Origin of the sequence: Limibacillus sp. MBR-115, assembly GCF_040549425.1 — a bacterium.
Lineage (GTDB): Bacteria > Pseudomonadota > Alphaproteobacteria > Kiloniellales > CECT-8803 > Limibacillus > Limibacillus halophilus.
The window spans coordinates 73348-85908 of sequence record NZ_JBEPTJ010000007.1; the positions used below are offsets into that span (position 1 = coordinate 73348).

Below are 12561 nucleotides of genomic sequence, written 5' to 3' on the forward strand. Positions count from 1 at the left end.
CAGTATCGCGCAAAGGCGAAACACCCACGGTCAGCACCCTTAGCAAAGTTTGAGGTTCGACCCGCTCTCTACAGCATCGGCGAAGTCGCTGCTGGGCTTTAATTGTAATATTTGGTCATCGACCAAAGCGTTCCAATCCCCAGGAACATCTCTAACTTAATCAATCATAGCCAGAACGCCAGCCCTTGAGATCAAGACCATCCGGAGGATTTAGTCAAGATACCGTTACTCCAGACTTTGCCGCAAGGCAGCGGCGGCGGCGATCGGCGCCAGAGGCAAGGCCGCGAGCAGCAAAGCGCCCTGGAGCAGCAAGAAGGGACGCGCGGCAAAACCGCCCAGTGCGGCCTCCACGCCAAGGATGCCAAAGATCAAGACCGGTATGGCAAGCGGCAGGATCAGCAAGGGGATCAAAATCCCGCCGCGTCGGGCGCCCAGGGTTAGCGCCGCTCCGATCGCACCGAGAAGGCTTAAGGGCGGCGTGCCAAGCAGTAAAGCGGTGACGAGCGGCAGGTACCCTGTCTGGTCGATATTGTAGATAAGCCCAATCACAGGCGCCGCGAGCACTAGAGGGAGCCCGCTGGTGAGCCAGTGTGCCAGCGCCTTGGCGAGAACAACCGCCTCCAGGGGCAAAGGGGCAAGCATCATCAATTCCAGCGAACCATCTTCATAGTCGGCGAGGAACAACCGCTCCAGCGACAGCAGCATGGCAAGTAGAGCGGAAACCCAGACGACCCCTGCGCCGATACGCGCCAGGAGCTTTGGTTCAGGTCCCACCCCGAAAGGAAAGAGGCTGGCAATAAGGATGAAAAAGAGCAAGACCATCGCCGCGTCGCCGCGCTGGCGCAGCGCCAATCTCAAATCGCGCGACAATATTTGGGAAAAGGCTTTCACGCCGCGCCAACCCCGCCAATGCGATTCAGAGCGAGATGGCGTGGCGCGCTCAACCCCAAATCCAAGTGCGTGGCGGCAATGACGCAGCCCCCCTCTGACCGATGCTTTTCCACCTGCGCAACCAGGCTGGCGACCGAAGCCTGATCAAGCCCAACCGTCGGTTCGTCCAACAACCAGAGCCGAGCCTCTCCGACCAGCAGTCTTGAAAGTGCAAGACGCCGCTTCTGGCCTGCGGAAAGGTAACCTGCTGGCAAATCCGCAAGGTCTTCCAGGCCAAAGGCACGGAGTGTCGTATAAACCGCAGTGTCGGAAAGATCGACGCCTCTCAGCCCCGCCCAGAACCGCAGATTTTCGCGGAGATCGAGGACCGCCTTTACGGCTTCCAAGTGGCCAAGGTATTGCAAATTCTCAAGAAAGCCTTCGCGATGCGTGCGAAGGTCCCGGCCTTCCCAGCGGAGGTCCCCGGCGACGGGCTTCAACAGACCCGCCATCAGGCGCAGCAGGCTGGACTTTCCACTGCCATTCGGTCCGGTCAAGAGCAAGGCATCCCCAGGGTCGACCGCAAAGTCCAATCCGGCGAAGACCAAACGCTCACCGCGTTCGCACACCAGATTATGACCTTCAAATAGCGCCATGGTTCGGCGTCTCCCCGACCGTCGTTGTTCTCAACACTTCATGGCATGGCGCAGGGAGGCGAAGGAAGCAAGAAAAACTGAAGGCGGAACTTGGGGTCGGGGTCCAAGTTCCGCCTTCTTGACAGCACCAGCCCGACTTGGGGGGAGGGCTGAGAGGCTGGCTCGCTGCCTCGCTCACAGAGAGGGGAAGTCCTCTGTTACCTAAACAAGGTAGAGAGTGAAGGTGACGGCTCTTGGTCGCAATTGGGGCGAGAATGTGATTTTTCTCGAACCCAAACCAGCCTCACTTAATCGTACTTACGTTGGTCATCGATCACCTTGCCGTCATTGGGCAGGGTCCCGGGCTCCACCAAGGAAACCTTGCCCTTCACTTTTGCGACGTCCTGCAGGCTGGCCGTGACGGCATCCGCCAGGCCTTCCGACGCTTTGGCGGCCTCAACCTTCAATACCATCTCGTCTTGGTCGCCGGATCGAGTGATCTCCATACGGGCGCGAAGGACCTCTTCATGCCGCTTAACGATCACGGCAACCTGTTCGGGATGAACGAACATGCCTTTGACCTTCGCGGTCTGGTCGGCCCGGCCCATCCAGCCCTTGATGCGACGGTTCGTGCGGCCACAAGGACTCGTACCCGCCAGGATCGCGGAGAGGTCGCCGGTGGCAAAACGAATCAGGGGATAGGCGGCGTTAAAGGTCGTAACGACGATTTCGCCGACCTCACCATCGGGAACCGGATCACCGGTTCCCGGCCGCAGTATCTCGACAAAAATTTCTTCGTCCAGCACCATTCCGGGACAAAGCTCACCCTCGGAATCGAGGGTCTCGTAAGCTACCAACCCCAAATCGGCCGTTGCGTAGCACTGCAACGTCGCAATGCCGCGGCCTTGGTAGTATTCGCGCAGTTGCGGAAAGAGAGCACCGCCGGAAAGCAATGCGCATTTGATGCTGCTGCAATCCAACCCCTGCTCGTCCCCCTTCTCCAAAATTACTTTCAGGAAATCGGGCGTCCCTGCAAAGCCGACAGGGCGATATTGCTGGATGGCGGCGGCCTGCAACTCGCTGTTCCCCGTGCCACCTGGAAAAACAGCGCAGCCCAATGCTCTTGCGCCGCTGTCCATGATCCATCCACCGGGCGTCAGGTGATAGGCAAAACAGTTGTGCAGCACATCGCCTGCCCTCAGGCCCGCCGCGTGAAAGGCCCGCGCCATGCGCCAATAGTCGCCATCGTCGGTTTCTAGCTCGTGGATGGGGCCGGGCGAAGCGAACACGCGACCCGCCTGTCCCGCCGCCAGTGTTGCCAGCCCGCCGAAGGGGGGCTGGGAAAGCTGGAGCTCGATCAGTTCATGCTTGCGCGTGACCGGCACGTCGGCCAGCAGATCGCGACTAATCATCTGATGCGGATCAATACCGGCCAGCCGGTTCGCATAAAAGGGCGAGTTGCGTTTGGCATGCTCGATTTGCCGCGCGACCGCCCATAGCAAGGCCGCTTCGCGCAATTCCGGGTCGCGGGTTTCCAGATCGTCGTAATACGCGGATGATTCCGTCATGATTCGCTCTCCCTCGATACGGCGGCGGCTGCGTCCCGGTAGACCAGAACGCCACTGACCTCCGAACGTCAGGATAGCCAGCGCTTACGCCTTTTATAGTGTTTCACATCACGGTAGGAGCGACGCCCTTCGGTCGAAAGCCCCAGGTAGAACTCCTTGACGTCCTCATTCTCCAGCAGGGCTGCTCCCTCACCGTCCATCACGACACGGCCTGATTCCAGAATGTAGCCGTAGTGAGCATAGCGCAACGCCACGGTGGTGTTTTGTTCTGCCAGCAGAAAGGATACGCCCTCGCGTTCGTTGAGATCCTTGACGATCTCAAAAATCTCTTCGACCAGCTGCGGCGCCAGCCCCATGGAAGGCTCGTCCAGTAGGATCGTCTCCGGGCTGGACATCAAAGCGCGTCCGATGGCGCACATCTGTTGCTCGCCGCCCGAAGTATAGCCTGCCTGCGATTTGCGGCGCTCCTTGAGGCGGGGAAAATAAGAGTAAACCAGTTCAAGGTCCTTTTGGACCTCCGCCGCGCCGTCGCGGCGCGTGTAAGCACCGGTCATCAGGTTCTCTTCGATGGTCAGATGCTCGAAGCAATGCCGACCTTCCATGACCTGGATGACGCCGCGCTTGACCAGATCGGACGGCGAAAGCGACTGCACCTTCTCGCCGCGGTATTCGATCGTGCCCTTCGTGACCTCGCCGCGCTCGCTGCGCAACAAGTTGGATACGGCTTTAAGGGTCGTCGTCTTGCCGGCGCCGTTACCACCCAACAGCGCCGTAATCCCGCCCTTGGGCACGGAAAGGCTGACACCCTTCAACACGAGGATCACGTGATTGTAGATCACCTCGATATTGTTGAGGGTGAGGAGCATTTCGCTCCGTTGCGCCGTCTGTTCAGCCATCCGCGATACTCCAGGCGTCGTCGTTCAGATTCGATACTTTGTCAGGGTGGCAACCGCCCCTGCCCGAAAGCAGGAGCGGCGCCAATGACATCTTAGTTGCAGGAGCGCGGCGTAATGCCGGCTTCCTTGGCAAAGGCGGCAGAATCCTCGGCGATGAGGGCGTCCACCACTTCACGATCAGCAGGCACATACCCGGTGATCAGGCTCCAGGTCTGGCTGTTGGCGTCCCACTGCTGGATCGCGCCCAAGCCGGGTCCGCCATGGTTCGCACAGGTGACCTTGACCGGAACGGTGAAGTTCGGCAGGCCAAGCTCGGCCAGACGGGCTTCGTCCACATCCAAGGCTTCGTAGCCGTCACGCACCATATCCGGCGTCACATTCATGGTGCCGTGGATCTTCATGGCCGTCCGAATCGCCTCGGATGCCCAAAGAGCCGCAACCATGCCTCGGTTGTAGAGAACTTCGCCGACATGGCTGCCATCACCGGCGGCCTTGCCCGCGCCGACAATGTACTTCTGCAAATCGGCAAACAGCGGGAAGTTCGTGCCGGGCGCATGGAAAGCAACGGCCTTGTAACCGTCGGCTTCCTTACCAGCGGGCAACACGTCATTCTCGGAGGCCGACCACCAGACACCGACGAAGCGATCCATGGGGAAACGCACGGATGCGGCTTCCTTGATAGCCACCTGGTTCATGACACCCCAACCCCACATCACGACCCAATCGGGACGGTCGCGACGAACCTGGAGCCAAGTCGCCTTCTGCTCCTGACCCGGGTGGTCAACCGGCAACAGCATCAACTCGTAACCATGCTTCTTGGCAAGCTCCTCAAGGGTACGGATCGGCTCCTTGCCATAAGCGGAGTTGTGATAGACCAGTGCGATCTTCTTTCCCTTCAGGTTGTCCATGCTGCCCTCGGTCGCGCCAATGTGCTTGACGATGATCGAAGCTGCATCCCAGTACGTGCCGGGGAAGTTGAAGACATAGGGGAAGACCGTCCCGTCAGCGGCCGAGGTGCGACCGTAACCCATCGAGTGGACGGGAATCTTGTCCGAGGTCGCCTTCGGGATAAGCTGATAGGTAATGCCCGTGGACAGCGGCTGGATGACCAGCGTGCCTTCGCCCTTGGTGTTCTCGTAACACTCCACGCCCTGCTGCGTGTTGTAGGCGGTTTCGCACTCGATGACCTTGATCTTCTGGCCTTCGATGCCGCCGTCGCGCTCGTTGAGCAGGTTGAAGTAGTCGGCATAACCGTCGGCGAAGGGGATGCCGTTCGGCGCATAAGGGCCGGTTCTGTAGGTAAAGGACGGGATGACCAGTTCGGCACCCGCTGAAGAGGCCATCAACGGAGCCGCAAATGCGGCAGCCGCTATGGCTAGTGTCAGTTTCTTGAGGTTCATCTTTTTCCTCCCTTTGGGTTTGATGACCGTAATTTCAGCATTTTTGCCGTTATCGTTTAAGTTTTATCTCCAGCGATGACCCTATCAATGGGGGAATGGCCATAGCCGCAGTTTTTCCTTCGCGATCGCCCAGAGCCGCGCCAAACCGTGCGGCTCGACGATCAGGAAGAAGATGATAAGCACACCGATCAAGGTAATTTCGATGTGCTTGGCCGTCACCGCCTGCATACCCAGGCCGCCAACCATCGCAGTTTTTAGAAGAATTGGCATCAAGACCATGAAACCGGCGCCCAGGAAAGAACCCAACATGGATCCCAAGCCACCGATGATGATCATGAACAGCACCAAAAACGACTGATTGATGCCAAAGGCCTCCGTCGGTTCGGCCGCGCCGAACCAAACCGCGAAATAGAGTGCCCCGGCAACACCCACGTAAAAGGAACTGACAGCGAAGGCTGATAACTTGGTACGCAGCGGCGGCACGCCGATGATCTCTGCTGCGATGTCCATGTCGCGGATTGCCATCCAGGCGCGCCCAACACGCCCTCGCAACATGTTCTTGGCGGCAAAACCCAGGATCGTCACGAAGACGAGACAGAACAGATAGGTGGCCCAGGGTGCGGCCTCGGCCCCGGTTACCGCGTAACCGAACACGGTTCGCTCGGGTGCCGCGATTTGCCCCGTTGCCGAGTAGTTGTAGAACCAGGGCACCTTGTTGAACAGCCAGACCAGAAAGAACTGCGCCGCCAGGGTCGCCACCGCCAGATAGAATCCTTTGATCCGCAATGACGGCAAACCGAAGATCACGCCCACCAAGGCCGTGACGCCGCCTGACAGCAACACAATGAAAAAGATATTGAGCTCCGGGAAGGCAGTCATGAGTTTGTAGCTCGCGTATGCGCCTACAGCCATGAAGCCGCCCGTGCCCAGCGATACCTGGCCGCAATAGCCGGTCAGGATATTGAGCCCGATGGCAGCAAGGGCATAAATCAGAACCGGCAGCATGATGGCGTTCGACCAGTAGTCGTCAATCACCAAAGGCACGACGAAGAAGGCGACGGCCAGCACGGCCCAAAAGGCCACGCGGTCCTGCAGGATCGGAAAGATCTGCTGGTCGGCCCGGTAGGATGTCTTGAAATCGCCGGTTTCACGGTAAAGCAAGTTTCAAGCTCCCTTTTTCAAACGCGCTCAATGATGCGCTCGCCGAATAGTCCCTGCGGTCGGAACAGCAGGAAACCAAGCGCCAGCACGTAGGCAAACCAGTTCTCGATGGCGGAGAATATATTCCGGTCCAGGCTGAAGAGAGCGCTCATCACCTCCCCCAGATAGATTTCGGCAATCTTCTCGCCGACGCCGATGATCAAGCCGCCGACGATGGCCCCCGGGATCGAGGTAAAACCGCCCAATATCAAAACCGGCAAAGCCTTGAGGGCAATCAGCGACAGCGAGAACTGCACGCCGGATTTGGACCCCCACATGATGCCCGCGACCAAGGCGACAAACCCCGCGATCGACCAGACGATGACCCAGATGGTGCGCAGCGAGATACCGACCGAAAGCGCGGCCTGGTGATCGTCCGCCACGGCCCGGAGAGCCCGGCCGATGCGCGTGTACTGAGAGAAGATCGACAGCACGATCACCAGGATCGTGGCGGTAACAGCAGCGGCAACCTCCAGCTTCTCGACGTAAATATCAAAACTATCCAGCATCCAGTCGGACGCGCCGTTGGGCAGCCCCACGTCCAGCACCTTGACGTTTGAGCCCCAGAGAATATCGCCAATTCCCTCCAGCACGTAGGCAAGGCCGATGGTGGCCATGAAGAGAATGATGGGTTCCTGATTAACGAGATGCTGCAACACCAGGCGCTCGATGAGGATCGCCAGCAGCACCATCACGCCAAGCGTCAAGGGAATCGCTATCCAGGCGGAAAGCCCGAAATTGTCCATGATCCCGGTCAGGGTCAAAGCCGCAAAGAGCGCTAGAACGCCCTGCGCGAAGTTGAAAATCCCGGAGGCTTTAAAAATCAGCACGAATCCCAACGCAACAAGGGCGTACATCACCCCTGCCATCAGACCCGAAATCACCGTTTCGATGAAAAAGATCATAATTCCCCCGTCAATCGTGAGAAACGCCGAGATAGGCGTCGATCACAGCTTGATTGCTCCGTACTTCGTCAGGTGTGCCGTCACCGATCTTTTGCCCATAATCCAGAACCACGACCCGGTCCGAAATATCCATCACCACGCCCATGTCGTGCTCAATCAGTGCAATGGTGGTCCCAAACTCTTCGTTCACGTCGAGGATGAAGCGCGACATATCCTCCTTCTCCTCGACGTTCATTCCCGCCATCGGTTCATCCAGCAGCAGCAGTTTCGGCTCCGCCGCCAGCGCACGCCCCAACTCGACCCGTTTTTGCAGGCCGTAAGGCAAGCGCCCCACGGGCGTCTTGCGAATATGCTGAATCTCCAGGAAGTCGATCACGTGCTCGACGAACTCACGATGCTTCAACTCTTCTCGTTCCGCCGGTCCGGCCCAAATAGTTTGCCAGAGAATGTTCTTGTTCATTTTCGTCAGGCGGCCGGTCATAATGTTGTCGAGAGTCGTCATACCCTTGAAAAGAGCGATGTTCTGGAACGTCCGGGCAATCCCTTGCCGGGCAATTTCATGTGGCTTCATGGCTTTTCGCTTCTCGCCGTGAAACCAGACTTCACCTTCCTGCGGATGATAGAAACCGTTGATCACGTTCAGCATCGACGATTTGCCTGCGCCGTTGGGTCCGATGATCGCGCGAACTTCTCCCTCACGAATATCGAACGAGACGTCCTTGATGGCCACCACGCCACCAAAGCGAAGGGTGATGTTTCTCACTTCCATGATCACGTCACGGCCGCGCTCGGCCTTCACAGGGGACGAGGCGTTGTTCGGGCTCGTGGCTTGCTGGACGTCCTGCTGGCTCATGCTTTTCCCTCTCTACGCCGCCTGGTCCTGTTTAGAGACGGCCGGGTAGGTCTCCACATCAACGATGGCAACCGTTCCCGATATCTTGCCCTTGCGGCCGTCCTCATAGGTCACTTCGGTTTCCGCATGAACGCTCGTAGAGCCGTCGTAGAGCGCGTCGATCAAAGCGCCATAACGCTCGGCAATGATCCGCCGCCGCACTTTCCGGGTTCGCGTCAGTTCGCCATCGTCGGCGTCGAGTTCCTTGTGCAGCACGAGGAAGCGCCGAATTTGTGAACCGGAGAGCATCGGATCACCGGCCAGCGACCGATTGACTTCCTCCACATGCTCCTTGATCGCAGCGTTAACTTGCGGATGCGCAGCCAATTCCTGATAGGAAGCATAGGAAATATTGTTTCGCTCGGCCCAGTTTCCCACCGCATTGAGATCGATGTTGACGAAAGCCGTCACGTAGTCGCGTTGATGGCCGAAGGCCACGACCTCGAGGACATTGGGATAAAACTTCAGCTTGTTTTCTACGTACTTGGGCGCAAACAGCGAGCCGTCGTTCAGCTTCCCCACATCCTTCGCCCGATCGATGATGCGCAGGTGCCCGGTGTCTTCCTCGAAGAAGCCGGCATCACCGGTATGCACCCAACCGTCCTCAGTCTTGGTTTCGCGGGTCGCGTCGGGGTTCTTGTAGTACTCCAGAAATACGCCCGGGGAACGATAGAGCACCTCCCCATCTTCGGCGATCTTGACCTCGACCCCGGGGCTTGGCACGCCGACGCTGTCGGCGCCGACTTCGCCGTCGGGTTGTTGCGTGATGAACACGCTCGCCTCGGTCTGCCCGTAGAGCTGTTTCAAGTTGATGCCCAAGGAACGGTAAAACTGAAAAATCTCCGGTCCGATCGCTTCACCGGCGGTATAGCCGATCCGCACCCGGCTCATTCCCAATGTATTCTTCAGTGGGCCATACACCAGCAGCGTTCCCAGCGCATAGTAAAGCCGGTCGGGCAGGGACACCTCCTTGTGGTCCAGAATGCGACCGCCGACTTTCTTCGCATGCTCGATAAAGCTATGAAAAACCCGACGTTTGATCGCACTGGCGTCTTCCATGCGAATCATGACCGTGGTCAGCAGGTTCTCGAAAATGCGCGGCGGCGCAAAGAAGAAGGTCGGGCCGACTTCCTTCAGATCGTGCAGCATAGTTTCCGGCGATTCCGGGCAGGAAACGCAAAAGCCGCAAACATAGGCCTGGCCCATGGAAAAAATGAAGTCGCCCACCCACGCCATCGGCAGGTAGGCCAGGGTTTCCTCGTTCGGGCCCAGCTTATCGAACTCAGCCGAAGCCCTGGCCGTCACCAGAACATTGTCGTTCGATAGCACGACACCTTTGGGTTTACCCGTCGTGCCGGAGGTGTAGAGAATCACGCAGATGTCGTCGCCCCGGCCTTTAGCGATCTCGCTATCGAGCGTTGCGCCATCCATCTCGCGATTATCGCGCCCAAGTTGCTTTACCTTGTCGAAGCCGTGCAGGTGGCTGTGGTCGTAGTTCCGTAATCCACGCTCATCCTGATAAAGAATTTCGTCCAGACCCGGCAGTCTCTCCTTGATGGAAAGGAGTTTATCCACTTGCTCCTGATCCTCGACTACAGCGAATTTGACCTCGGCATGCTCCAGGACATACTGCATCTCCTCGGCGACGGAATCCTGGTAAACCGGAACCGGGACTGCGCCCAGACAATGAGCGGCTACCATTGACCAATAAAGCCGTGGTCGGTTCTCACCGACAATCGCGACACGGTCGCCGCGTCGCAGCCCCAAGGCATGCAGGCCAGCGGCAAATTCGCGCACCTCTTCGGCGACCTGACGCCACGTCCAGGACATCCATATGCCATAGATCTTTTCGCGTGACGCCGGGCTGTCACCCAGCCGCACGGCATTGTCCATAAGCAGTTTGGGAAAGCTGTCGAGCGGACCCTGTACCATCAGCACTGTTCTCCCATAAGTCGTCGTCAGCACACCTCTTTGAGGGTATTGCTGACCAGGAACGCCGCTGTTTCACACTGAATACAGCATCCCTGCGCGAGAACGGATTAGCGTTCCCACCGAAACCTCAACTGTCCTGGAGACCCCTGCGCAAAGGTTCGGCACGAACCCTCTGCCCTGCTGCCCACTTTTTTTGAGCAAGCCTCCCTGGTCTCCGCCGGTCTATTTTTTCGACCGATCTTGTATTCACTGTTCGTAATGCGCCAACGCCAAACCGTCAAGCGGCGCTTAACAAGTAAACGCCCGTTAAGTGATTTTTAGACACGTTAAGACAAAATTCCAGCAATGTTTATCGGCGACTTCTTCCATGCCGCACGCTTGCGTTGCTTCAAACCGTGCGTGGCTTAGTACGAAATCACGTGCGATAATCACAAAGACGGGAAATTTCAGAGGGGCTGATCAATGGCTATACAGCGCAGACTCACCATTTTTACTGCCTGGGTCATTCTTGCGGTGGTCGCGCTGATTGGCGGTGTGGCGAAGGCTGACTCGGCCGGCGCCGACCGCCTGCGTAGCGAGATCTGGGAATTCATCAATATGCAGAATGCCTTAACGTTCGCCGAGCTAGGCGACGTCTACCGGCTTGATGGACTTGAGGTGACTTCTGCGGGTGATGGCTATGACGTCCTATTGCGCAACCTTCGAATGGCCGAAGAAGGCGAGAACGGCGGCGCCTTTGAAATCGGCGACATCACGTTTCGAATGACTCCGGCCGGCGATCAGCTCTATCGCATGACCGACCTCGTACTACCGAACGCCATGACCCTGCGTGACGCCGACGGCAGTGGCGCGGTGATGACGGCCAACCTGACTCGCTTTGACGGCCTGTGGTCGGCCCGATATCTAAGTTTTCTGTCACTCGACAGCGAGTTCGCCAGCGCCGGCCTCGCGCCGCTGAACGAACCGGGCGCCATGGGGGCCGGTCGCATCTCGGTGATACTGGATTCGGTTGAGCTTTCCGAAGGGATATTTGATCAAAAGGCCAGCTTCGAGGTTCTGGGCATTGCATTGAAGGCTCCCGACCAGGGAGATTTCTCCATTGGCCGCATCGCCGCCGCCAGCAACGCCAAGCAGGTCAATCTCGGCGCCACCGCGGATAACTTGCGACTCATCGTCAAAGACCGAAAAGCGGCACTCAAACAGATGACGGGTGATGATGTTCGGGCGATGCTGCCCTGGCTCGGCGATATGGAAATGAAGCTTCAGAAATTGAGTGTCGCCGACAAGGAGGGCAATAGTTTTTCTCTCGACGAGATGCGGTTGGGCGGGCGCTATGACGCGGGCCCGGGCAGCGGCGGTTTGGGCAGCGCCGGATTCGATATGGCGTTCCTCGGTATAAAAGCGGTGTCGCCAAGTGGTGACTTCGAGGGACTTGATTCTCGTCTGGTCCCGGACCGCTTCACTTTGTCCCTGGGGATTCTGGACATTCCGAACGACGCGCTTTGGAACATGCTCATCAATGCCGCTTATCAGGGCCTCGAAGGTGACGACAGCGGTACGGGGGGCTTCGAGGGCGAAGCGATGGCCGGGCTCATGGCCGCCAGCGGCACACGTCTGCTCCTCAACGAGTTATCCTTCTCCAATCAGATCATGGCGCTGGCGGGAACCGGCGAATTTCGGCTCTCGGAAGCAGCTGCCTATTTCATCGAAGGCGGGTTCGTGTTCGAACTTCTGGGCATATCCGAACTCCAGGCCCTGGCGCAGGAGATGGTGGTGAGCGGCGACCCTCAGAAACAAGAGAACGGCCAAGCGCTTTTAGGCACGCTGGGGATGATGATGATTTACTCCCAAGGGCCGGAAACGCCGACCCCCACGGTGCCGGAAGCCACGGCCTTTGCCATTCGTCTGACGCCAGAGGGGACCGTTTTGATTAATGGACTCCCGGTCTTCGGTGCGCAGTAGGCGCCAAAGTTCCCGGCTAACAGGACGTCGGAAAAGCCTGACTAGCTGAGGGCGATTTCACCGGTCACTTCGTGCCCGTCGCTTAGGCCTTCAATAGTGATAACAGCCTTTACCTTCACTTTGTCCGCACTCGTGATGCGTCCGTTTTCCAGGCCATCGCGCACGGCCTGCTCTATTTCCCGCTGCGAGGTCACCCCCACCTTCTTCAGGAATTTTCGAACTTCCATGTTGAAAATATCTTCGTTCATCGTGGTCTCCTGAGTATCCTACTGACTTGAGTGTAAGAGGTAGGACCTTTTAC

General features: G+C 58.1%; 11 protein-coding genes. 1 reads left to right on the plus strand and 10 read right to left on the minus strand.

Annotated elements, in window-relative coordinates; all coding sequences use genetic code 11:
* Positions 1 to 225: 225 nt before the first annotated feature.
* The 9 genes from ccmB to ABIE63_RS14140 form a co-directional block, all read right to left on the minus strand.
* On the minus strand, positions 226 to 891 hold the full coding sequence (gene ccmB / locus ABIE63_RS14100) for a heme exporter protein CcmB (protein ID WP_354505140.1): 666 nt from the start codon (positions 889 to 891) through the stop codon (positions 226 to 228).
* Complete coding sequence (gene ccmA / locus ABIE63_RS14105; protein ID WP_354505142.1) at positions 888 to 1526, minus strand: heme ABC exporter ATP-binding protein CcmA; 639 nt, start codon at positions 1524 to 1526, stop codon at positions 888 to 890. The genes ccmB and ccmA overlap by 4 nt, the downstream gene beginning before the upstream one ends.
* Before the next feature lie 287 nt (positions 1527 to 1813).
* Complete coding sequence (locus ABIE63_RS14110) at positions 1814 to 3073, minus strand: AMP-binding protein (RefSeq protein WP_354505144.1); 1260 nt, start codon at positions 3071 to 3073, stop codon at positions 1814 to 1816.
* Between the two features lie 68 nt (positions 3074 to 3141).
* The gene (locus ABIE63_RS14115; RefSeq protein WP_354505146.1) at positions 3142 to 3969 is read right to left on the minus strand and encodes an ABC transporter ATP-binding protein; all 828 of its coding nucleotides are present in this window, start codon (positions 3967 to 3969) and stop codon (positions 3142 to 3144) included.
* A 92-nt stretch (positions 3970 to 4061) separates the two neighbouring features.
* Positions 4062 to 5369, minus strand: coding sequence for an ABC transporter substrate-binding protein (locus ABIE63_RS14120; RefSeq protein ID WP_354505148.1), 1308 nt, complete (start codon positions 5367 to 5369; stop codon positions 4062 to 4064).
* Between the two features lie 84 nt (positions 5370 to 5453).
* Positions 5454 to 6530: a branched-chain amino acid ABC transporter permease gene (locus tag ABIE63_RS14125; RefSeq protein ID WP_183417213.1), complete on the minus strand. Its 1077-nt coding sequence runs from the start codon at positions 6528 to 6530 to the stop codon at positions 5454 to 5456.
* A 17-nt stretch (positions 6531 to 6547) separates the two neighbouring features.
* Complete coding sequence (locus ABIE63_RS14130; protein ID WP_183417214.1) at positions 6548 to 7474, minus strand: branched-chain amino acid ABC transporter permease; 927 nt, start codon at positions 7472 to 7474, stop codon at positions 6548 to 6550.
* Between the two features lie 10 nt (positions 7475 to 7484).
* Positions 7485 to 8327 carry an ABC transporter ATP-binding protein gene (locus tag ABIE63_RS14135; protein ID WP_354505151.1) on the minus strand — a complete coding sequence of 281 codons (843 nt, stop codon included), beginning with the start codon at positions 8325 to 8327 and terminating at the stop codon, positions 7485 to 7487.
* 12 nt (positions 8328 to 8339) lie between these two features.
* Positions 8340 to 10298: an AMP-binding protein gene (locus ABIE63_RS14140; RefSeq protein ID WP_354505153.1), complete on the minus strand. Its 1959-nt coding sequence runs from the start codon at positions 10296 to 10298 to the stop codon at positions 8340 to 8342.
* Positions 10299 to 10760: 462 nt separating this feature from the next.
* Here ABIE63_RS14140 and ABIE63_RS14145 point away from each other — a divergent pair, with 462 nt between their 5' ends.
* Positions 10761 to 12260 (plus strand): hypothetical protein, encoded by a 1500-nt coding sequence (locus tag ABIE63_RS14145; RefSeq protein ID WP_354505155.1) that lies wholly within the window; start codon positions 10761 to 10763, stop codon positions 12258 to 12260.
* A 41-nt stretch (positions 12261 to 12301) separates the two neighbouring features.
* Here ABIE63_RS14145 and ABIE63_RS14150 read toward each other — a convergent pair whose 3' ends face one another.
* Entirely contained in the window at positions 12302 to 12508 is a 207-nt protein-coding gene (locus ABIE63_RS14150) for a DUF6494 family protein (protein ID WP_354505157.1), read from the minus strand.
* Positions 12509 to 12561: the final 53 nt, after the last annotated feature.